Annotated in this window: 19 protein-coding genes; 8 read left to right on the top strand and 11 right to left on the bottom strand. The window is 37.6% G+C overall.

Translation table 11 applies throughout. The features are described from left to right. Positions 1-121: 121 nt before the first annotated feature. From rpoH to ftsY, 4 genes are all read right to left on the bottom strand, one after another. A complete protein-coding gene (rpoH, locus tag CPS_RS00735) occupies positions 122-979 on the bottom strand; it encodes an RNA polymerase sigma factor RpoH (protein ID WP_011041036.1) in 858 nt (285 codons plus the stop codon). Positions 980-1,313: 334 nt separating this feature from the next. Beyond that, on the bottom strand, positions 1,314-2,288 hold the full coding sequence (gene ftsX, locus CPS_RS00730; protein WP_011041035.1) for a permease-like cell division protein FtsX: 975 nt from the start codon (positions 2,286-2,288) through the stop codon (positions 1,314-1,316). Continuing rightward, positions 2,272-2,979 (bottom strand): cell division ATP-binding protein FtsE, encoded by a 708-nt coding sequence (gene ftsE / locus CPS_RS00725; RefSeq protein WP_011041034.1) that lies wholly within the window; start codon positions 2,977-2,979, stop codon positions 2,272-2,274. The genes ftsX and ftsE overlap by 17 nt, the downstream gene beginning before the upstream one ends. A gap of 300 nt (positions 2,980-3,279) precedes the next feature. Continuing rightward, the gene (gene ftsY, locus CPS_RS00720; RefSeq protein WP_011041032.1) at positions 3,280-4,725 is read right to left on the bottom strand and encodes a signal recognition particle-docking protein FtsY; all 1,446 of its coding nucleotides are present in this window, start codon (positions 4,723-4,725) and stop codon (positions 3,280-3,282) included. Positions 4,726-4,862: 137 nt separating this feature from the next. Between ftsY and rsmD the strand changes: the two genes are divergently transcribed. Both rsmD and CPS_RS00710 read left to right on the top strand, forming a co-directional pair. Next, on the top strand, positions 4,863-5,501 hold the full coding sequence (gene rsmD, locus CPS_RS00715) for a 16S rRNA (guanine(966)-N(2))-methyltransferase RsmD (RefSeq protein WP_011041031.1): 639 nt from the start codon (positions 4,863-4,865) through the stop codon (positions 5,499-5,501). 32 nt (positions 5,502-5,533) lie between these two features. Next, complete coding sequence (locus CPS_RS00710) at positions 5,534-6,082, top strand: methylated-DNA--[protein]-cysteine S-methyltransferase (RefSeq protein ID WP_011041030.1); 549 nt, start codon at positions 5,534-5,536, stop codon at positions 6,080-6,082. An 88-nt stretch (positions 6,083-6,170) separates the two neighbouring features. Here the strand turns inward: CPS_RS00710 and CPS_RS00705 are convergent, their stop codons facing one another. The 4 genes from CPS_RS00705 to CPS_RS00690 all read right to left on the bottom strand — a co-directional run bounded on the left by CPS_RS00705 (position 6,171) and on the right by CPS_RS00690 (position 11,599). After that, positions 6,171-7,751 carry a serine hydrolase gene (locus CPS_RS00705; RefSeq protein WP_011041029.1) on the bottom strand — a complete coding sequence of 527 codons (1,581 nt, stop codon included), beginning with the start codon at positions 7,749-7,751 and terminating at the stop codon, positions 6,171-6,173. Between the two features lie 78 nt (positions 7,752-7,829). Continuing rightward, complete coding sequence (locus CPS_RS00700; protein WP_011041028.1) at positions 7,830-8,465, bottom strand: YjaG family protein; 636 nt, start codon at positions 8,463-8,465, stop codon at positions 7,830-7,832. 371 nt (positions 8,466-8,836) lie between these two features. Next, positions 8,837-10,657, bottom strand: a complete 1,821-nt coding sequence (locus CPS_RS00695) for a hypothetical protein (RefSeq protein WP_011041027.1) — start codon at positions 10,655-10,657, stop codon at positions 8,837-8,839. A 162-nt stretch (positions 10,658-10,819) separates the two neighbouring features. Beyond that, positions 10,820-11,599 carry a SapC family protein gene (locus CPS_RS00690; protein WP_011041026.1) on the bottom strand — a complete coding sequence of 260 codons (780 nt, stop codon included), beginning with the start codon at positions 11,597-11,599 and terminating at the stop codon, positions 10,820-10,822. A 171-nt stretch (positions 11,600-11,770) separates the two neighbouring features. On the opposite strand from CPS_RS00690, the gene CPS_RS00685 reads away from it, so the two are divergent. The 4 genes from CPS_RS00685 to CPS_RS00670 all read left to right on the top strand — a co-directional run bounded on the left by CPS_RS00685 (position 11,771) and on the right by CPS_RS00670 (position 16,688). Continuing rightward, complete coding sequence (locus CPS_RS00685) at positions 11,771-12,067, top strand: hypothetical protein (RefSeq protein WP_011041025.1); 297 nt, start codon at positions 11,771-11,773, stop codon at positions 12,065-12,067. A gap of 136 nt (positions 12,068-12,203) precedes the next feature. Beyond that, positions 12,204-13,469 (top strand): leucine-rich repeat-containing protein kinase family protein, encoded by a 1,266-nt coding sequence (locus tag CPS_RS00680; protein ID WP_041737206.1) that lies wholly within the window; start codon positions 12,204-12,206, stop codon positions 13,467-13,469. Positions 13,470-13,521: 52 nt separating this feature from the next. Then, positions 13,522-14,127, top strand: a complete 606-nt coding sequence (locus tag CPS_RS00675; protein WP_011041023.1) for a DUF1294 domain-containing protein — start codon at positions 13,522-13,524, stop codon at positions 14,125-14,127. Between the two features lie 554 nt (positions 14,128-14,681). After that, positions 14,682-16,688, top strand: a complete 2,007-nt coding sequence (locus CPS_RS00670; RefSeq protein ID WP_011041022.1) for an alpha/beta fold hydrolase — start codon at positions 14,682-14,684, stop codon at positions 16,686-16,688. Between the two features lie 247 nt (positions 16,689-16,935). Here CPS_RS00670 and CPS_RS00665 read toward each other — a convergent pair whose 3' ends face one another. Together CPS_RS00665 and CPS_RS00660 are read right to left on the bottom strand one after the other, a co-directional pair. Continuing rightward, on the bottom strand, positions 16,936-17,784 hold the full coding sequence (locus tag CPS_RS00665) for a hypothetical protein (RefSeq protein ID WP_011041021.1): 849 nt from the start codon (positions 17,782-17,784) through the stop codon (positions 16,936-16,938). Positions 17,785-17,900: 116 nt separating this feature from the next. Then, positions 17,901-19,085 carry an NAD(P)/FAD-dependent oxidoreductase gene (locus CPS_RS00660; RefSeq protein ID WP_011041020.1) on the bottom strand — a complete coding sequence of 395 codons (1,185 nt, stop codon included), beginning with the start codon at positions 19,083-19,085 and terminating at the stop codon, positions 17,901-17,903. Positions 19,086-19,373: 288 nt separating this feature from the next. Between CPS_RS00660 and CPS_RS00655 the strand changes: the two genes are divergently transcribed. Both CPS_RS00655 and CPS_RS00650 read left to right on the top strand, forming a co-directional pair. Next, positions 19,374-20,894 (top strand): DUF4397 domain-containing protein, encoded by a 1,521-nt coding sequence (locus CPS_RS00655; RefSeq protein WP_011041019.1) that lies wholly within the window; start codon positions 19,374-19,376, stop codon positions 20,892-20,894. Positions 20,895-20,899: 5 nt separating this feature from the next. Then, positions 20,900-21,238, top strand: a complete 339-nt coding sequence (locus CPS_RS00650; RefSeq protein WP_011041018.1) for a winged helix-turn-helix domain-containing protein — start codon at positions 20,900-20,902, stop codon at positions 21,236-21,238. A 96-nt stretch (positions 21,239-21,334) separates the two neighbouring features. On the opposite strand, the gene ftnA is transcribed toward CPS_RS00650, so the two are convergent. Further along, entirely contained in the window at positions 21,335-21,862 is a 528-nt protein-coding gene (gene ftnA, locus CPS_RS00645; protein WP_011041017.1) for a non-heme ferritin, read from the bottom strand. Positions 21,863-22,030 lie beyond the last annotated feature (168 nt).

Genomic DNA, 22,030 nt, shown 5'->3' with positions numbered 1-22,030 from the left:
CAAACATGTGACCAACTGTAAGTGAATTGGCTGTTTTATCGTCAGATGAGGTGAATGATTTTGCAGACATAAAAAAACCGACATAAAGTCGGTTTATTTAAACAATATATATTACTGAACGTTAATCAAAAACCATGGTGTTTTTAAGTTTAGATAAAGCATTTTTTTCTAACTGCCTTACACGTTCGGCTGATATTTGGTATTTATTAGCTAGCTCTTGTAACGTTGTTTTATCTTCGGTTAACCAGCGCGTCTTTATAATATCTTGACTACGTTCATCAAGCGTTACTAATGCTGTTGATAAACGTTTATTCGCATGGTTGTCCCAATTATCATTTTCAACTTCAACCGCTAAATCTGATTGTTTGTCTTGAAGGTATTGAGCAGGTGAAAAGCTACTGGATCCAAGATTATCATCATCATCTTTTGATAATTCAAATGCTTGATCATGGCTACTCATACGAGATTCCATTTCCATAACATCTTTCGTTGTTACACCAAGGTTTTCCGCTACCGTATTTACTTCTTCAGTGCTGAACCAGCCTAAACGTTTTTTATTTTTACGTAGATTAAAAAATAACTTACGCTGCGCTTTGGTGGTAGCAACTTTTACAATGCGCCAATTTTTAAGCACAAATTCATGAATTTCTGCTTTGATCCAATGCACAGCAAAAGAAACTAAACGTACGCCTACTTCAGGATTAAAACGTTTAACGGCTTTCATTAAACCCACGTTGCCTTCTTGCACTAAATCGGCATGTGGTAAACCATAACCAGAATAGCCTTTAGCAACATGAATAACAAAACGTAAGTGCGACATAATTAGCTCTTGCGCCGCTTGTAAATCATTTTCATTGTAGAGGCGAGTAGCCAAATCATGCTCTTTCTCCGCAGTTAGCATAGGAATGCTGTACGCAGATTGCATGTATGCTTCGATACTACCACTCTTTGGTAAGGTAAGTTGCATTGCTTCACTCATAAAAAACCCTCTCCTTCTCTCTTTAATTCGCCCGCGATAATAACATATATCGACACTATTTGCGATAGCGGGGACATGAACATTAGCTTAATAGATAGGGTGGCACAAGGCGATCTTTCAAATTTATTGTGAATTAAATGTGACGATTTGTAAGCTTAAGGAATTATCAAGAATAAACAGTTGGTTATACATGTTAAATTTCGAGAAGAAAGTTCAGGAATATTGTGTAATTTCACAGTTAAGTACACCAATAAAGCTAACTATTCCCTTAAAAATGGTTGTAAAACCAAGTGATATTATTCTGTACTCTCTTTTAGATGAGTCTTAAATGGCTTTAATCTGCATTAGGTTCTATCGCTTTAATATGCTGGCTTACCGAGATATAACTTCCAACTAAGGCAAGCACAATGGCAAAGCCAATCAACATTAGTGCTTCACTGCCGGATAATCCCTGCAATTGAAAGTTACTTTGATAAAGCTCACTTAAGTCACTAATAGCATAACCTAAATACCAAGCCAGAAGAGTCACAGCGATACAAGAAAGTATGCCGCCAAAAATACCGTACCAAATACCTGAATACAAAAACGGTCTCTGGATAAAGCTATCTGTCGCGCCAACCAATTTCATAATAGCGATAGCATCTTTTTCATTTAAAATAGCTAATCGAATGGTATTGCCCACAATAAGTACCACAGATAAACATAATAACAAGGCTACACCGAGTACAATATCTTCAAGTAAACGGGCCATCGCTTCTAATCGCGTTAACCATTCTAAATCAAGTTTTCCTTGTTCAACTTCTCGTTCTTTGCTCAATTTTGCCAACAAAGCATTAGCCGCTTGTGCTTGGCTAGCTCTTTGCGTTGGTGTTACCAATAACGTTGCTGGCAATGGGTTTTTATCAAGATATTCAAGTGACTGACCAAAACCAGATAAAATTTTAAATTCTTTCAATGCTTGTTTAGCTGAGATGTAGCGCACCTCTGCTACATCGTTATAAAGACTAATGCGCTTTATTAAATTTTGTGCACTCTTCTCACTGGTTGATAATTTTAAAAATAAAGTGATTTGCGAGGCACTATCCCACTGCTCACTTACTTGTTCGGCGTTTTTAACAAAAAGATGCAAGGTTGCCGGCAATGCTAGACTGATGCCTAAAACAAAAATTGTCATCGCTGTGGTAAAAGGCGTTCGCCATAGATTACCTAAACTACCTACCGCTTGCTGAAAATGTCGAATAGGTAGCGTTAAAAGCCGAGCCAATAAACTTGAACGCGCTTTTAAACCGCTACTATGAATATTGCTCATCAGACGTCCCCTGTGCTTGTAGGCCATCAACAATACCATCATTAATCATGGTGCCCTCTTTCAACGTCAGTGTTCGGTATTTCATACGCGCAATTAAACCTAGATCATGAGTAGCAATAAGTACGGTTACACCAGCGGCATTAAATTCTTCAAATAAACGAATAATATCTAACGATAATTTGGGATCTAAATTTCCTGTAGGCTCATCGGCAAGGAGAATAGGCGGCTTATTAACAATCGCACGAGCAATACCAACACGTTGTTGTTCACCACCAGAGAGCATATGAGGATAACACTTCAACTTAGCGCTTAAATGCACTTTGTCTAATGCAGTCGCCACACGCTTTTTAATTTCACTGTGACTAACACCCTCAATAATTAGCGGTAAGGCAACATTATCAAAAACAGTACGATCTTTAAGTAAGTTATGACTTTGAAAGATCATCCCGATACCACGGCGTACATAAGGCACTTGCTTATATTGAATATCGGAAAGTTCGGTGTGATTTACTTGGATACTACCAGAGCTGGGTTTTTCCATTAATGAGATTAATTTTAATAAGGTACTTTTACCTGCTCCTGAATGGCCAGTTAAAAATGCCATTTCACCGCTTTCTAGGCTAAAACTCACTTGTTTTAATGCTAGAAAACCGCCTGGATAGGTTTTATTTACCTTATTGAAATTAATCATATTACTTTAATACTTTGTACGAATAAGTGGGCTAACTTAGCACAATTAGCCTGTGATACCAATCGGACTAATTGATTGTCCACTTAGTAGGGGGTTAAAAGGCTAGAGGCAAGACATTGGTTGAAGAAAATGGTTATTTAGAAGAATACTGTCCTGTGCTCAGAACGACTGAGTTATTAATGATTACGGCGCATCTTTTATTAAGGCAAAACCATTAATAAAAAGATGCTGCAACAAGTAGGGCTTACAAAAAACGTCCCAAACGAGACGCTTAGAAGCGGAGTAAAAATTTATTCATAGCTACTTACTAAAAAGCGCGTCAATGAAATCATCACTATTAAAAGGTCTTAAATCATCGATACCTTCACCGACACCTAAATATCGAATAGGAATACTATGCTTATCTGCAACAGCAAAAATAACACCACCTTTAGCGGTACCATCTAATTTAGTAATAGTTAAACCTGTTAAACCAACCGCTTCGTCGAACAATTTGGTCTGACTTAAAGCATTTTGACCTGTCCCAGCATCAAGCGTTAGCATCACCTCATGAGGCGCATTAACATCTAACTTTTTCATTACCCGCACAACTTTTTTCAATTCTTCCATCAAGTGAGCTTTGTTTTGCAAACGTCCAGCAGTATCCGCAATGATAATATCAACTTTACGTGCTTTTGCCGCACTGATTGCATCAAAAATAACCGAAGCACTATCAGCACCGGTATGCTGAGCAATAACAGGAATATTATTGCGCTCACCCCACACTTGTAATTGCTCTACAGCCGCGGCTCTAAAAGTATCGCCCGCCGCTAGCATTACTGATTTACCTTGCGCTTGAAATTGCTTAGCTAGTTTACCAATAGTTGTGGTTTTACCGACACCGTTAACACCGACCATCAAGATAACAAAAGGTCCATCGTCTTCAGGGATAACTAACGGCTGACTAACATCTTCAATAACTTTCTTTAATTCTATTTTAAGCAAGTCATACAAAGCAGACGCGTCTTTTAACTGCTTGCGATTAGCACTTTGTGTTAATGACTCTATAATTTTCATTGTAGTTTCAACACCAACATCCGCTAAGAGCAAATGAGTTTCTAACTCTTCAAATAAGTCATCGTCAATTTGTTTGCCGCGAAACAAATCAATTAAGCCGCCACCTAAATTTTGTCTGGTTTTACTTAAGCCTTGTTTTAAGCGGGCAAAGAAACCAAGCTTACTTTCAGCTTTTTCATCAACAATTTCTTCAACTTTAGGTTCAGAGTCTGCAGCTGTATCGGCTTGTGTTTTCGATACATCTTCAAGGGTTTCCTCTACAGCCTCAACATCATCAATTGATTCAACCTGCTGCTCAACAGCTTCCATTTCAGCTAATAATTTAGCTTCAGGTAGCTCTTCACTAGTCAATTCTGTTTCAACAACCTGAGCATTTTCTTCGCTTACTGAATCTTCCGTTACGGAGTCAACAGTTACCGCTGCAATCGCTACTGCTTCTGTAGTCTCAGCTGCAGAGTCCTCGAGCACATTAACATCATCGTTAACAACGTCGGCAGTAGCTTCTTGCTCTACTGCGTGTTCTGTTATTGATTTTTCTGCTTCATTGACAACTGACTCAACCATTTTCTCATCAAGTTGTTCAACCGATTCAGCGACAGAGAGAGCTTCATTGTTATTTTCTTCAGTGCTCGGTTGCTTTTCTTTTTTGCCAAAGCCTAACCAAGACAACATACCTTTTTTCTTCGACACGTTTTGCTACCTAAATATATTTCAGTATGAATTTGTTTGGTCGTTATACCAAACAAAGATAAATATGTTTGGTATAACGACCAAACAAGGATAAAATTGGCGCTATATTAGCACTTAATAGCAAAATTGTCAGTGATATGAATCAAGCAAAAAAACAACTAAGTAAAAAGCTCCTTTCTGGGAGAGGACAGGGTAAGTCTGCCGGTAAAATCCGTATTATTGCCGGTAAATACAAAGGTAGAAAATTACCGGTATTAATGGCAGAGGGATTACGCCCAACAACCGATAGAGTTAAAGAGACTGTCTTTAATTGGCTCATGCCCTATATTGCTCAAGCCAATTGCTTAGACTGTTTTGCTGGCTCTGGTAGTTTAGGTTTTGAAGCGTTATCTCGTGGTGCCGATGAAGTAACCTTGGTGGAATTAAATAGAGCCGCAGCGAACCAATTACTTGAGAATAAAGACTTACTCAAGGCTGATAACATTAATGTTATTAATGATAATGCGCTTGTTTTTCTTAAAAAAGATCCTCTTAAAGTAGGGTTAACCGCAAAGTCAGACAAACCCTTTGATTTAGTTTTTCTCGATCCTCCTTTTAGAAAACAATTGGTCGAACAAACCGCACAATTACTAAATCACTTTGGTTTGGCCGATCAGGCACTCATTTATGTAGAGATGGAAGCAGATAGCACACAAGTTATCCCAGCTAACTGGCAATTAATTAAAGAGAAAATTTCTGGCCAAGTTGTTTATCAACTGTATCAATATCAGGGATAATTTCATGCTGTGCATTTTAGGAGACCATTAATATGTTTATTGATTATCTCGACACGCCATTGGGCTTGTTTGAATTTATGGCAACCGAGCAAGGTATTTGCCAAGCCATATTTTGTGGTGACCAAAGTTATGATGATAAAAAAGGTGAACGCAAAGCCAATGACATCACTGCTCTTTGTAAACAGCAATTAATAGAATACTTTGCCGGCCAGCGTCAGACTTTTACCGTACCATTAGACCCTCAAGGTACTGAATTTCAACAATCCGTATGGGGTTGTTTAGCAAAGATTCCATTTGGTACTGTGAAATCCTACGGCGAAATAGCCAAGATGCTCGATAAACCAAAAGCCTCACAGGCTGTTGGTGGCGCTAATGGTAGAAATCCCATTACGTTGATTGTACCTTGTCATCGCGTTATTGGTGGTGATGGTTCATTAACAGGTTATGCTGGTGGTATTGAGCGTAAATTATGGTTATTAAATCATGAAGGAGTTGAGGTAAAGCAAACCAATAACAATGCCAATTTAGATATCAAGAATGTTATTAATAAGCGACAAGAAAAAACACAATTCCTACGCTAAGGCTTTGCGAATTATCTACACAACGCCAACATTGAAAACAAAAAAGGAGTACCTATAGGTACTCCTTTTTATCTATCAAAATTAGCAATTAGTTTTTCGGCACTAATTTTAAGTCATGAAAATCAAAACTAAAGTCAGTCGCCCGTGATACTGCTTTCATGGTGGCGTAATTAATTCCACCATCTTCATTTAAATTAAAGTTAACAAATGCATCAGCCTTAAGCGTTTTATCATGCCAGCGAACAATAAAGGTATTATGTTGGTAGTGCTCTAAGGTGCCCTTTAATTCTGGGGTGTTACCAAATTGCATATGTAGCTTATTATTTTTAAATGTTATATGAATTTCGCCATACCAATCATCAACATAAGTCTGCGCATATTCACGTAATACTAATGAATGTGCTGAGTTTTTATGAACTGAATCTGCCGCTTTTGCTAGGCGCTTTTGTTCTTTAGCAGTCTTCGTTGTCTGTTTTGTATGATAATAAGCAATCCAATCTTTTTTAGGTAATTCAAGGTACTCATTTAAAATTTGATGATAAATTGCATTAACAGCGAAGCTCGACTGTTGATTAGTTAGAATCACCATAGCAAGCTCTTCTTCTGGCACCAATACCACTTTAGAGACCATACCTAAAATACCACCACCGTGATGAAGTAGCTTCACCCCATGATAATCTTTCATAAACCAGCCTAAGCCATAAGCAGCAAAGTGCGTTTTATCTTGTTGAGTTGCTTCTGCTGTAACGGGCAATATAGTACGCGCTTGCCACATAAAGCGACTTTGTTCAGCTGAAAATAGACGAGGTGACTTTTCATCCTGTTTGATAGCATAAGCACCTTTATTTAACTGAGTCTGTAACCACAAGCTCATATCATTAGCGCTAGATGCTACTGAAGCTGCTGCACCAAATCTTTCTATAAAGTTGCCACCTACAACATTTAATTTTCCTTTAAGTGGCACATGCGCTCTGGCAACATTTTTATTACTTTCATCAATCAGTGAAAAAGCTGCACGAGTATTTTTCATACCAAGCGGAGTAAAAATACTCGCTTGCACCACCTCATTCCAAGTTTGTCCCGTAATACGAGCAATCACCTCTCCACCAACAATATAGAGCAAATTATCGTAAGAAAATTCACTACGAAAGCTTGAGGCTTCAGGTAAATATTTTATCCCTTTAATAACATCAGCATTAGTTAACGTAGTATGTGGCCAAATCATTAGATCACCTGCACCTTTACCTAAGCCAGAATTATGAGCTAATAAGTCGGTAATGGTAAATTCACGGGTAACATAGGCATCAGGCATTTGAAATTCAGGAATAATATCAATAACCTTCGTTTGCCAAGTCAACTTGCCTTCATCCACTAGGTTGGCCAACAAAGCAGCGGTCATTGCTTTAGTATTTGAAGCAATACCAAATAGTGTGTCAGAGGTAACTTGAGCTGATTTACCATGCTCAACAACACCAAAACCTTTACTCATTACCACTTTATTATCTTTGATGATGGCTACCGCTACGCCGGGCACTTGAAACGTACTCATGGCTTTAGTGATAGCCTGTTCAATCTTAATGTTTTTATCAACAACATTGCTTGCATGCACTGGAGTAACTACAGACAAGATCAAGGTGACGGCAAACAATGCACAACTGAATAACTTCATATTCGCTTCCTGTATTAAGGGGATTATTTTATTTGAGCGTTAGGCTAGGCTTTGGATTCATTTAGCGACTATCAACGACTAAATAATCTCTATGCCTAAATTAGATAAACCTTCAGATAGGCTCATCTGCTTAGCTAGCTTACAAGTACGCTTATCGGCCGCAGCAAATTTAAGGAAATCGAACAGCTCATTTTGCGTGTCCTTTTCCCATTGCATGAGTGGATGTTCATCCATTTGCTCGGTAGTGATCGTGAGTTCTTCATCGGCGGACTCTTCAACTTCTTCAAGTAAAAGCAGCTCGACATAATAACTGACACTGTTATGGGATAGGCGACTGATGCTTTGGATATCGTCAATATCAATTTCCGATGTTTTTTGTTTCTTCGATGGCTTAACTTGCATTAATTGCCACAAAGCCGAAAACGCCATACACGCATCAAGAGCAGGAAATACACCAAAGGAATCAAAGGCTTCAGGATCTGGGGTTTCAGCTTCTAATTTGAGTAATTGCGCCTCGCTATTAATTTTTACCGTACTACTGTTATCAAGCCATTGCCAAATAATATCGAGTTGATTACGTAATACTTTAGCATTACCGAAATCAGCGGCTTCACTAAACATTTGGTAATTGGGTAACATACGCTCAAGTAACGCTGCAGAGAAAGCAATTTGATGCCAATGACTTAACTTGGCAAAAGGAAGATGAATAGTCACTTAGATATATACTCAGTTGAGATAATTAGCTGGATTATACCCAAGCCTATTCAAAATGCGAATAAGCTTGGTTTTATCAAGGCTGTATTGTATACCCAAACTACCTGAAGATGTAGGTTTCAGCTGGAATTAGAAATGCCTTTAGGCAAGGCATTGATTGAAGAGAATAGTTATTCTATTGTCGAAATCAATAACGCAGCATAAAGCGTTTCTAAACCAGCCCTGCGGGGACGTGTGAGCAACCATGCTCTTCGTTGCCTCCTTTTTTAAGAGAATAACCCTTAATAAAAAGAGGCGCCTTGATCATGAATCGCTCAAGCATCCTGAAACACTCATCTTCAAGTGGTTTGGGTATATAGATATCGAAACAACTAACTGGTTAATTGCTTTTGAGCATACTCAAATTTCAATCGATATTCGGTCAACTTATGCTCCAACTCACTTGTTTGATCGTTAAACTGAGCCTTTTGCTCACCGTTATCACTGATTAACTGATGATTCTCATCGCGTAAGAATTTAATAGTTTCTCGCACCTTATTATTTTCTATTTCTTGTTTATCACGATTCTTATTAAAGCGTTGCAAGATATTTTCTTGCCCTTCTTGAGCAACCTTCACTTGCTCATTAAGTACTGTCACTTCTTGCTGATATAATTTTATATCATTTTGTTCAGTTGCTAATTTATGACTAAGTTGCTCGTTAGTTTTTTCTAATTCTATAATGTTTTGCTGCGCTGATGCTTGTAATTGTTTCGTTTGTTCAGCGCCCTCATGAATTGCTTTTATCTCATCAAGGTGTTGCTGTTTCACTTGTTCAGCGCCCTCATTAATTACTTTTATCTCATCAAGGTGTTGCTGTTTTACTTGGTCAGCGCCCTCATGAATTACTTTTATCTCATCAAGATGTTGCTGTTTTACTTGCTCAGCGCCCTCATGAATTGCTTTTATCTCATCAAGGTGGCGCTGTTTTACTTGTTCCGCACCTTCATTAACTGCTTCTTTCTCATCAAGGTGTTGTTGTTTAATTTTTTCTGAACCTTCATTGATAGACTTTATTTCATCAAGAAGTTTTTGTTTATCAATGGCTGCTTGCTTAGTTAGCTTAATAATTTGTGCTTGAAAGTCTTGGCTTTTTTGTTCAGTTTGTTTATTTTTATCTTGCTCTGTATCAATTGATTTTTGTTGTGCTGATAACTGTTGTTGTAATTCAGCTTTACCGTTTTGTTCCTGTTGAGCTTGTTCTGCTAACTGAGATATCTTCTGCTCTAAGTCTTTTACTTTACTGTCACTACTTTGCATTGCTTCCGCTTGCATACGAGAACTATCATCCTCGAGTTTCCGAAGTTTCTCTGTTAACACATCAATTTGTTGTTTGGCCGTCGCTTCAGTTTGGCTTTTAATCGTTATTACCGCTTCGCTTTGCTGCTTTTCATTTAACTGTAGTTTTTCAGTTAACGCATCAATTTTTTGTTTGGCTGTCGCTTCGGTTTGGTTTTTAATTGTTGTTAGTGCCTCACTGTGCTGCTTTTCATTTAACTGTAGTTTTTCAGTTAACGCATCAATTTTTTGTTTGGCTGTCGCTTCGGCTTGGTTTTTAACTGTTGTTAGTGCTTCGTTGTGTTGCTTTTCGTTCAGCTGAATTTTTTCTTTAGCAACAGTAAGCTGTGACATTAAACTTTGCTCTTGCTCAGTTAATACCATAATGCGACCATTTAAACCGTCAATTTCTTGATTTTTATCATTAAGTGTTTGTTCTGTTTCCAGTAACTTTTCATCTAACTTATTATTACTGCTTTGTTTTTTATCTTGTTGCTGTGTTTTTTGCTGTTTTAAGTTAACAATTTCTTTTTCCAAAGATTCTATGGTCTCACTGTAATTAATAGTATTTTGAGTGAGTTCTACCTGGAAATTTTGCTTATTAGTTGCCTCATCAGCCTCTTTTTCAGCTAATGCTTGTTTAAGCTGGGTAACTTCTTTGAGTTGTGACTGTTGTTTTTCAGTAAAGTTTTTTTGTAATGATTGTTCTTTTTCTGATAGATATTGGTTTTGTTGATCAGTATTTTTACTCGTTTCCGTCTTAATTGCAGATGCTATTAAGTGAGTTAATTTATCTTCCACTTGAATGTAAATGTCACTAGCCAAACTTTGAATTTGTTCTTCGACATCCTTAGAAAATTTACTTTTATCGACCATATTATTCTCATTATTATAAATCGCTACTGCTTCTAAATTATCACAGCTGCATCTGCACAGGAATATGAAAAGTAATTTTTTTTAACAAAAAAGCAACAAAAAAGGGGCAAAAGCCCCTTTTAATATCATTTATAATTTTTTACGGTCAAAACGACAGGTGAATTAACTCTCTGCAACGCCTTCTTTTACTTCTTCTTTAGCTAGTGGTGCAATTTGGATGTTTGAAATTTGAGCCTTACCCGTTAGGTTTCGCAATTGAACTAAACGATTCATTTGCCCTAAAGAACCTAACATCGCATAAATTGGCACAAATAAGCCACGTTTATGAAAATCTAAAACCTTATCATCAGCTAATGCTTTCACTTTATCTTCATTAACAGTGAAAATACCGGTAAGTTTTTTCTTTTCGCCACTACTCAAATCAATGTTCAATTCAAGCTCTTGTAATAAATCATTTTCTTCAAGTTCTTTAATAAAGTTTTCAGTCATTTTTTCATTTTCATATAAACGACCTAGTGAGTTTTGCACATTAGCTAATAACTCTGATTCTTTGCCGTCTGCTTCAAATAATGCAAGCTCTTTATCTTCAGCCACTAAAGCGCTATCAATATCAACACAAGCAGTTAAGGTATTTTCTTTGTCAGGATCTAAACCTAAAGCAAATGGTGCCATACCAATACTTTGTGGTAATGATAAACCACTCCATTTATCATCTTTATAATATAAGTTCTCACCTGCTTCTAAACCTAACATCGCAACACTTCGGTAACGTGGTGATTCAGGATTTTTAACTAATAACACAGGAAAACTTGCTGATGCTTGCGCATATTCAGCAGCGGTTAATGAAACAATGTGCTGACCAGCAGCATGTGCAAGATCGCGCTTGCTAGCAAGTTTAAGATTTTGGTGTTGTTCTTTTCTAACAGGGACGAAATTAGCCATGACTTTATCTCTTGTAAATGCTTTTATGGAGCATATTTTTTAATATTATAATTGAATTGCAATAACTAGAATGAATTACTGCGTTGTTATAAGTTATGGAGACACTTCATTAGCTTTCAATGCTAAACTGCACATTATTTTCTAAATGATACAAAAAATACGAAGATGGCTATGAAGGTATTTGCTTTAATCACTGCATTATTATTCTCTGTTAGTGCGTTAGCTATGCCTAAAATAACAGTAAAACATCAACGTAATGCCCTAGGTTTTGCGCAAGTTCAAGTAAGCAACGACACGATGGAAAATTTAATTTGTCATGTTGCCATTGATGGTAATAAAGTCTTGTTTCGTCTCCAAGCAATGGGATATTCAAGATGGTTTACCGCGACAGATATCCGTTATAACCATACTAACTTCAGTGTTTGGTGTGATTATTTGAGATTACATCCTAAATACCAAAAAAAGTAAAATTCTAAACATCAGTGTTAAAAGAAGCTATTTCCATCGGTAAAGTGATGAAAGTCATTGTTCAATAGCCCAAGCTTTAACGAAAAATTTCTTGTACACTAGCGCCGTTTTTAATCATATCTACGGACGCTTTATGTTGCATACGCTTTCTCAACTTCGCTCTGGCGAACTCGCCGGCATTAGCCAATTAAAATTATCTGAAAATCTAAACACATTCCCATTAGAAATTTTAACGTTAGCAGACAGCTTAGAAATCCTAGATTTATCTAATAATGCCTTATCATCACTACCTGATGAGTTAGCACAATTGACAAAATTAAAGATTATTTTCGCTTCACAGAATCAATTTGAACACTTGCCAGAAGTCTTAGGACAGTTACCAAACCTTGAGATGGTTGGCTTTAAATCGAACCAAATAAAACAAGTGGCGGAGCATTCATTACCTGCTCAATTACGTTGGTTAATTTTAACGGATAACTTAATTGAAACATTACCAAATAGTTTAGGTGAGCGACCAAGGTTACAAAAATTAGCCTTGGCGGGTAACCAATTAACGCATTTACCGCAAACATTAGCGCAAGCCCATAATTTGGAACTCGTACGTATTTCTGCAAATAAACTAACAGAATGCCCTGAACAATTATTGAACCTGCCGAATTTGGCCTGGTTTGCCTTTGCTGGTAACCCTTTTACCGCAGTTGAGCCTACAACTCACAGTGAGTCTTACACCAAAGTTAAGTCCGTTCCTGAACTATCATCAACAAGCTACACCTTAGAAAATGTATTAGGTCAGGGTGCCTCGGGTGTTATTTCAAAGGCACACTGGAATAGCCCGCAATCACAATTTCCTGAAGATATTGCAGTAAAAGTATTTAAAGGTGAAATTACCAGTGATGGTTACCCACAAGATGAATTACAAGCTTGTTTGCAAGTAGGCTATCACCCAAATTTAGTAGAATCATTAGCGCAAGTGAATGAAGACAACTATCTTGCGTTAATCATGACGCTGATCCCTGAAAATTATCAAAACCTAGGTTTACCTCCTTGCTTTAACAGCTGCACCCGAGATACCTTTTCACAGGGTTTCAGGTTACCTATTACGCTTATTAGTAACATTGTTAGTCAGATGCAAGATGTATTCGCACACTTGCATAAAAATCAAGTATGTCATGGTGATTTATACGCGCATAACACTTTATTTGATAGCCAAGGTAATATCATTTTCGGCGATTTTGGTGCTGCCACTAGCTATCAAATGCTAACGCCTGCACAACAAGAGAAAGTTAAAAATATTGAGAGCAAGGCGTTAAACCATTTTATCGATGACTTACTGAGTATTTGTGCTGAGCAAGATAAAACAACTAAAGCATTCGACACGCTAAAAGCGCATATAAGTGCTTAATAGCTGATTTACTTCATAACTAATTGCTGCAAGCTGAAACAAGGAAGTTACTATGCGTTTAACAGGAAAACTCATTAGATGGAACACCGATAAAGCCTTTGGTTTTATAACACCAAATGGCAGTGGTGATACTATTTTTATACACAAAACGGCTTTGAAAAACCGAAATAGAACACCCAAAATCAACGATATTATTAGCTTCTCAGTAATACAAGATAACCAAGGGAGATATTGCGCAGATCAGGCAACATTTGCTGGTGAAAAATCACATAAAAAGCAAACCAAAAATATAAGTACATTCTCAATTTATCTGTCCCTGATATTCATTACTTTAGTCGCTATTGCTTATCTTCTTGATTACCTGCCCCAGAAAATATTACTGGTTTACTTAGGCGTTAGTCTTATGACTTTTCTCGTCTATGCCTTTGATAAATCAAAAGCACAGCGGGGAAAGTGGCGCACACAAGAAAGCACTTTGCACTTATTAGCACTACTTGGCGGGTGGCCTGGTGCTGCTCTTGCACAACAATTGCTTAGACATAAATCTAAAAAGAAGGAGTTTAGGGTAACATTTTGGTTTACCGTAGTTATTAATACCGCAACGCTAGTTTGGTTGATGACGGCTCACGGGAGGCCATTTTTAAGTTATTTTTCTTAGCCCTGTCAGTGACCTAATAATCACCAATCATTATTTATTTAAAGTTATACCAATTCGATTAAATTTATTCCCACCTCCGAGCTATGTCAGAAGAGCTATAACAAATAAAATTTGTGCTGGTATAGTCATTCTATATCTAATAAATTTGTGCAGTTATTGCTTTTCTGACAAGCTCCCAAGGGCGAGTACCTAATAAAAAGTAAAGGCTTACATACAGTGTTATTGATTTTGATAAGGACGCTGCATGGATGCAGCTTATTAGAGAATGCAGGAGCATATTCTCCTGAATAACCATTCTCTTCAATCAATGCCTAGTCTCTAAGCCTTTTAATTCTCGCTGAGTGGGAAATAACTTAATGGACTTGGTATTAGATCTATCAACTTCATTTGCACTTTGAAAGATCTCCTCCCACATAGCATCACGCTTACAAAATCTGACATTTTTCAACACAAACATGACATTTTTTAAAAACTAATGCCATAGATAGAAGGTCAGTCCATCAATAGAATAATTCCAAGTTTATTAAAAAACCAAAAAATGAAGGAAATATTCAATGGTACCAACCAATAGAACACTTATTGCCTCTGCAATAATAGCGACAAGTCTATTAGCTGCATGTGGCGACTCTAGCTCAAAGAGTAATGTAACAACAGATAAAGCTGTTACCACGCCAGTTAACTCATTCAAGACTGTAGCATGTAAGAGTATGCTGCCTTCCGCTAAAGTAGCCCTTTTGACTGAGGGTTCGAGTTGTGGCTATCTGACCGTGCCAGAAAAACATGCTCTATATGGTCAGACCGCTTCAGATAAAAAGATTGAAATAGCAGTACTCAAGCTAGCTTCTACTTCAACAAATAAACAAGCCGACCCTGTTGTTTATCTTCAAGGTGGCCCTGGAGGCAGTGCCAGTTCAAGTATTGCTCAAGTGATAAAGACAGCTACTTTTATCAATGACAGAGACGTATATTTAGTCGACCAACGCGGTACTGGTTATTCAAAGCCCGCACTACTTTGCACTGAGTTTGATGAAGCAGGTACACCTGACCAAGTACAGGCGTGTAAAGCAAGATTAGAAAATTCTGGAGTGGATTTAAATGCTTATCATAGCGTACATAATGCCATGGACATTATTCAGCTCAGAACCGCATTAAAAATATCACAATGGAATTTGTACGGTATTTCTTATGGCACACGATTAGCCACAACTATCATGCGAGAAAATAGCGAAGGCATTCGCAGTGTCATCTTAGATGGTATGTTTCCGATAGAAGTTAACGGTATCTCTGATACGCCATGGGCGAACTATGAATCACTGAATCAAATAATTAAAAACTGTGAGAATACCGACGATTGCCCTCCTGAAGAAGTAAAAGCGGTTATCGAAGATATTATTGCCCGTATGCATAATGAAGGCATGGTAAAAGAGAGTCGAGAATTTATCCAAACCTTGCTTAACATGTCCTCTGAATCAGTTATCCTTGACTACTTGTTAGCGGTTAATAAAGATATCAGTAAGTATGCATCTGCCTTAGATACAATCACTGAAGAGCAGAATGAAGGTGATGAACAAGGCGAGGAAGAGCTTTTTTATAATGCGATGGGATTATCTACTGTTTGTGCAGAAGAATATCCATTTCTTAATATAACCGCTTTAGTTGATGATAATAGTCAAGGTTGGTCGGCAAGTACCCAACTAGCGGTGAATGGCATGTTTCATATGGGCTTTGATGCCGCATCTTGTAAAGCTTGGGATGTAGCCTCAGCAAATGATATTGAGACACAAGCCGTTACCAGTGATCTTCCTGTATTAATTCTCAATGGTCTGCAGGATCCGCAGACACCTGCTGCTTGGGGAACGTTAGTCGCGAAAAACATGCCTAATGCACAAAGTGTGACTAACCCACAAGGCGGTCATGGGCAATTGTTTTCAGGCTTAAGTTGTTTTGACACTATGGCCGCTAATTTTTTAGCTAATCCAAATAAAACGCTTGAGACTAGTTGTGTTTCAGATATTGCGGAACTAAGTTACGAAGCCAGTGATCAAGAAGAATCTGCGAACTTTACTTTTAAAGGTGATGATAGCAGTGCAGATACCGTTTACATGAATGGAGTTATCGGCTCAGACACCTTAAAAGTCATGCAAAAACTGTTTAGCGATTATCCTCAGGTCAAAACTATTGTCATGCAAAATGTACCTGGTTCTATGGATGATGAGATTAATTTGTTAGCATCAACGGAACTAAGAAATCACGGTATTAACACACATATTCCTGCTGACGGCATGGTAGCCTCAGGCGGTACCGATATGTTTTTAGCTGGTGTTAAACGTACCGTTGAAGCTGGAGCTAGATTAGGGGTTCATTCGTGGAGTGACGGCAGTGGTACGGCTGCTCTTGATTACCCAAGAGATCATCAAGAGCATGTTAAATACCTAGATTATTATAGAGTCATGGGAATTCCTGCTGACTTTTATTGGTATACCCTTGAGGCTGCATCTGCTGAAAATATACATTGGATGACAACACAAGAAATTACTCAATACGGCATATTAGCAGAGTAAGTATTATCTCTTATCGGGCTATTTTATCGCACTTATATAGCAATAAAATAGCCGTTTAAGTTGACTCTATAACCCTGGATGAGGCGAGTAGTAAGGAAAGCCAAAGTGATTTAGTCTGTTTTTTGAAATCGTGAGTATCAATTACTCAATGTATTTTCAATCTGAAGAGCAACGAAAAGGTCAACAAGCACATTGAGATAAAGAGAGAAATGGCTAACTGTCCTTGCAACTTACACAATGGACACTTCTAGTATACTAGCGCCTGCTTCGTTTCAATATTTTTAAACCATGAATACATAGGTTTTGTTCCGGCGTTATCTAGATTAGGAGCTTGGCGCATGGTATTTAAATCTTCTACGCTGATAGTTCGCATTTCTACACTAAAGCGTGTCTCACTAGACGTATTTGGTACACTGGCATGTAACTGTGCACTAGCAAAATTTAAAACGTCACCTGGCTGTATTATCAACTTTACGACTCCATCCTCGTTAACTTTTTCAATTGGTGATGGGGCACTGGGATAGTCGAAAATACGCTCCCTTTGCGCTTCATTTCGTTTTTCTAACAAGGTATCAAAACACCACGTTGCGGTTGTATTAGCTAGTGGTTTTCCCCAATAATCCGGATAGATAGCAATAGTACGTTCAGTTGTTAAATCAAAAATAGGGGCCCACCAGTTTTGTTGGCAATTAATATTGCTACCCCAAGTATCTCTATGATGACCAATCGCAGCACGGTCTGCCCCTTTGTGTTGTTCTGCGAACGGTACAACTCTCAACGGGAAATGGTCGTAATAGCAAACCTTTGGGTCTATACCGCATTCATTGAGTACGTGAAAAAATAACTGCCGTGCTTTTTCACTGCATCGAAATTGGGTCTGTGCAGCACCCGTTGCTTTTAAAAAATCTTGCTTATTCAGTTGATGCTGGGCATGAGTTGGATCTAATTCGCCCAAGTGTTCCTTTAATAAAGCTTTTGTGAATTCAATTAGCTCAATCATGGATTCACGTTGGGTATAAACTAATAAATGGCCAGAAAATAGCAATTCAGCTCTTTCTTGATCATCGATTGGATGATTTAGGTGTATAACTTTCATACGATCTTTCCCAAAATTTTTTTGACTAAACCAGCCCATTTTCAATTTTTTATAAAATATCTACAAATGTTAACTCATGAAAAAGATATTCCAATAAATTCATCTACTAAAGCCAATTAAACCGCTTGACCGCAAGCATATCCACTAGCCCAGCAAAATTGGAAATTATAGCCTCCCAACCAACCAGTGACATCAATCACTTCACCAATAAAGAACAGCCCTTGCTGTTTTTTACTTTCAAAGGTTTTACTTGATAGCTCATCAGTGTCAACACCACCTAACGTAACTTCGGCTGTTCGGTAACCTTCAGTACCATTCGGCTTAATCTGCCACGCATGTAAATATTCACTTAGTGCAGTAATTTCAGGGTGATTAAGTTGTTTGATTGGTTTATCTGCAATAATTCCGTCTTTAACTAGTACTTCAACAAAGCGTTTCGGTAATAAGGTCGCCAGTAAGTTTTTCACTGACTTTTGTCCTTGTTCGTTTTGCCATTGAATTAAGGTTTCGCTCAGGTTACATTCTGGCAATAAATTTATAGTTACCGCCTGCCCTGCGCGCCAAAAAGACGATATTTGTAAAATTGCTGGCCCTGATAAACCCCGATGGGTAAACAAAATATTTTCTTTAAAGCTTGTACCATCTTCACTGGTGACTTCAGTCAATAAGCTAATACCAGATAAACCATCAAAACGTTGTTTGTCGTGCTCGTGCAAGGTGAACGGCACTAATGCTGCTAGGGTTTCCAGTACGTTTAAATCAAATTGCTCAGCAATCTTATAACCTATGGGTGTTGCGCCCAATTTAGGCATGGTTAAACCGCCAGAGGCGACAACTAAGGATTTGCATTGATAGCTTTTGTCATTGGTTGTTACGCTATAACCGTCGTCAATTTTGGTGACCGACAGCACTTCACTGCGCAGATTAACTTCAACACCTGCCCACTCACATTCGGTCATCAATATATCAACCAGATCTTGCGCGCTATCATCACAGAACAGCTGGCCAAGTGTTTTATGGTGATACTTCAAACCATGACGATCCACCAAATCAATGAAATCTTGCGCGCTATAACGACTTAAAGCAGATTTGGCAAAGTGTGGGTTTTGACAAAGATAATTTTCAGGCGTGGTATTTTCATTGGTGAAATTACAACGACCACCACCACTGATCAACACTTTACGAGCAGGTTTTTTACCCATATCAACCACAACAACGCTTTTACCACGATAGCCTGCTTGTGCTGCACACATTAAGCCTGCGGCACCGGCACCAATTATTAATACGTCTGTTGTGATCACTGTTACACCTTAAGAATAAAAGCCTTATGAGTACGCTTATGGACGTTCTTACGCAGAGGGCTTTGAAAATTTCGCCGCTATTATAATCTTTATGCAAATAGGGCGTATACAAAAAGGTTGATGAAAAGGCTTTATTCCCAATAAAGCGCGTAAATACCTCGTATTACTATTTCTAAAATAAAGAAAAGTAAAGATTGTGTAAAGGTAGGAACTCTTCCCTAAAGTGGCTATCTATTGCTGCATAACATTCGCCAACAAATTGTTGCAACTTTACATTATGGAAAACAGATGATGACACTTAAAACCCTACAAGCCTTAAAGAGCTGCCTTGCTGCTGGCATCTTACTATTTATCTTACTGGGCTGTGATTCTAGTGACGATGGTAGCGGAGAGGGCTACGTTAAACTCTATAATTTATCAAAAGATTCACCCAGCATTTATTTAACCCTAGATGAAGATCTTACTGAAGATAACGACGATGATGATCATTTTGAACAAACATTTTCGGCTATTTCCTATGGCAATGCCCATAGTAATATCAGCTTAACAAGCCAAGATTATTACTATCAATTAGCTTGGCAAGATGATGACAGCTCTGCGACCGATGATCTGTCAGTTATTTATGAAAATAGCATAGCGTTAACTGAAGATACTATTCATATGATAGTACTGAGCGATAGCATTTTATCTCCACAAGTTATGGTGCACAGTATTCCTGTCATTGATGATGACGATGATACGATCGACGATCTATTTAATCTTAGGGTGCTAAATATGCACTCAAACCAGCAAGCCGTTGATTTTTATCTTTCTAAGGATGATGGAAGTTTTAATGAAGCAGTGTTAGTTGGTCAATATACTTACCAGCAGTTATCAGATAATCAAAAACTTGATCAAGATGATTATATTTTTTATATCACTAAAGCAGGTAACGAAGAGGTGTTGTTCACTTCAAGTAGCATCCCTTTTGCCTATAGCTCTCAAAATATTATGATTGTCAGAGAAAACAACGGCGCGGGCACATCACCTTATGTGTTAGATATCATGTCGGACTCTACGGTAATTAACTATGTTGACGATAAATCTGAGGCACAATTTAGCGCTTATAATGCCGTTGCTAATCATGAGCTGTTAAGTAATTACCAAGAAGCTTTTGCGCTGCATATCAACGGTGTTGACGATACCCCCGTAATCGCTTTTTTACCCTACGGTGAAATGAGTAATGCACTAATCTTAGCAAGTGGTGACTACAGCGTAGATCTCACCACTACTGAGAACAATACCCCGTTACTAAGTAATCATTTATTATCTTTAGTTGAAAACACCAATAAAACCCTGTTTTTCTATGCTGAGCAAGAGTATATCGATACCGATAACGACGGTAACATTGATGAAAATGGTGATGGCATCATTGATGAAATTGAAGTTAACCTATTCTCTTTGATGGTTGAAAATAGTTCACTGACCAGTATTTACGAACATGAAATTGAAATAATTAACTTAATTCAATCTGATGATTTTTCTCAAGTAACAGTATTCTTTGTCAGACAAGATGAAACCATCAACTCTGCTACTTATTACCGTGAGACAAATTACAAAAATACCAGTTCAATCCTCTTAAAAAATAACAGCTATCAAGTTTTTGTTGTTGCTAAGGATAATGGTAGTTCAATTATATTGAATTCATTTGAATTGATACTCAATGAACAATCCATAGAGCAATTTTTAATACTCGAGAGCAGTGACAGTTCAGCTACCGGTTATAAAACAACAATGTTTACGCAAACCTCTGCTCAAGAATCAGAATAAGCAGCATGTTAACAGCAGAAGAGCATCTAACCCCTAACAAACTGGTTATTGCTCAAGTCGAATTAAATTTTTTAAATCGTTCTGTGCGGTTTCTAGGAGAGTCGGTTACGACAACGGGATTAGAGTTTAATTTACTGGCTGTACTTATGATCGATGCAGGTTCGTTGATTTCAAGAGAGATTATTGCTCAGCGCATTTTTCAACGTAAGCTGGACAGTTGTGATAAAAGTATTAATAGTCATATAGCCAATTTAAGAAAGAAGCTGCTGGTGATTTCTTCGCGTCCAGTGATTAAAACAGTTAAGGGACAGGGCTATATATTCTTAACGTCTTCTTGTGTTTAAAATATTAACACCAAAAAAAATGTCCCTTCAAAGGTGTTTTGCACTATTGAGGGGACATTTAATTAGATAATAATTTAAAGCGGGGTAGTTAAACGCTTATGCGCTTGCTTCTGTCATTATACTGCTACTGCCAGTTTTGGCTAGTTCTGCTAAATCTTTATCCACGAAGAATAAAGCGTGACCATCATTACCTACTAAATTGATTTTATCTAAAATACCTTTGAATAACGTCTCTTCTTCATGTTGCTCAGCAACATACCATTGTAGGAAGTTAAACGTAGAGTAGTCTTGATTAGTAAATGCTTCATGAGCCAATGAGTTAATGCGCTCAGTGATTAAACACTCATGCTCATAAGTTAGTTCAAATAACTGACCTAAGCTTTCAAATTCATGTGGTGGCGCATCTATAGCACCAATGATAGGTAAAGCACCAGTTTCACTCACGTAAGTAAACAAACGATTCATATGCTGAATTTCTTCATTAGCATGTTTACGTAGAAACTCTGCACCACCGGCAAAACCTTTTTCTTCACACCATGCACTCATTTGTAAGTACAAGTTTGAAGAGTAAAATTCTAAATTAAGTTGTTGATTTAACTTTTCTACCATTTCAGCTTTTAACATGATTTTGCCTTAAAGATTTTAATTGGGTGAATTCTGCCTTTTTATCAGTATTGATTCAAGTAATAAATCGTATCACTCCAATTTTACAAACATAAAAAAACCTTATTAACCAAGTGGTTAATAAGGTGCATTATTCTTATTCGTGTTCTTAAACTGATTGCTTTTAGT

The sequence above is a fragment of the Colwellia psychrerythraea 34H genome, from assembly GCF_000012325.1.
Classification (GTDB): Bacteria; Pseudomonadota; Gammaproteobacteria; order Enterobacterales; family Alteromonadaceae; genus Colwellia; species Colwellia psychrerythraea_A.
Note: the sequence above shows the minus strand (reverse complement) of the source record. Positions and strands in the feature narration are given on the sequence as shown.

Excerpts from the sequence above, each read along its gene's own strand:
- CPS_RS00685 (WP_011041025.1), top strand. The coding sequence starts at position 11,771 with ATGAAGGTATTTGCTTTAATCACTGCATTATTATTCTCTGTTAGTGCG.
- CPS_RS00665 (WP_011041021.1), bottom strand. The coding sequence starts at position 17,784 with ATGAAAGTTATACACCTAAATCATCCAATCGATGATCAAGAAAGAGCT.
- CPS_RS00670 (WP_011041022.1), top strand. The coding sequence starts at position 14,682 with ATGGTACCAACCAATAGAACACTTATTGCCTCTGCAATAATAGCGACA.
- ftsE (WP_011041034.1), bottom strand. The coding sequence starts at position 2,979 with ATGATTAATTTCAATAAGGTAAATAAAACCTATCCAGGCGGTTTTCTA.
- CPS_RS00690 (WP_011041026.1), bottom strand. The coding sequence starts at position 11,599 with ATGGCTAATTTCGTCCCTGTTAGAAAAGAACAACACCAAAATCTTAAA.
- rpoH (WP_011041036.1), bottom strand. The coding sequence starts at position 979 with ATGAGTGAAGCAATGCAACTTACCTTACCAAAGAGTGGTAGTATCGAA.
- CPS_RS00655 (WP_011041019.1), top strand. The coding sequence starts at position 19,374 with ATGATGACACTTAAAACCCTACAAGCCTTAAAGAGCTGCCTTGCTGCT.
- CPS_RS00705 (WP_011041029.1), bottom strand. The coding sequence starts at position 7,751 with ATGAAGTTATTCAGTTGTGCATTGTTTGCCGTCACCTTGATCTTGTCT.
- CPS_RS00695 (WP_011041027.1), bottom strand. The coding sequence starts at position 10,657 with ATGGTCGATAAAAGTAAATTTTCTAAGGATGTCGAAGAACAAATTCAA.
- CPS_RS00710 (WP_011041030.1), top strand. The coding sequence starts at position 5,534 with ATGTTTATTGATTATCTCGACACGCCATTGGGCTTGTTTGAATTTATG.
- CPS_RS00675 (WP_011041023.1), top strand. The coding sequence starts at position 13,522 with ATGCGTTTAACAGGAAAACTCATTAGATGGAACACCGATAAAGCCTTT.
- CPS_RS00650 (WP_011041018.1), top strand. The coding sequence starts at position 20,900 with ATGTTAACAGCAGAAGAGCATCTAACCCCTAACAAACTGGTTATTGCT.
- ftsX (WP_011041035.1), bottom strand. The coding sequence starts at position 2,288 with ATGAGCAATATTCATAGTAGCGGTTTAAAAGCGCGTTCAAGTTTATTG.
- rsmD (WP_011041031.1), top strand. The coding sequence starts at position 4,863 with ATGAATCAAGCAAAAAAACAACTAAGTAAAAAGCTCCTTTCTGGGAGA.
- ftnA (WP_011041017.1), bottom strand. The coding sequence starts at position 21,862 with ATGTTAAAAGCTGAAATGGTAGAAAAGTTAAATCAACAACTTAATTTA.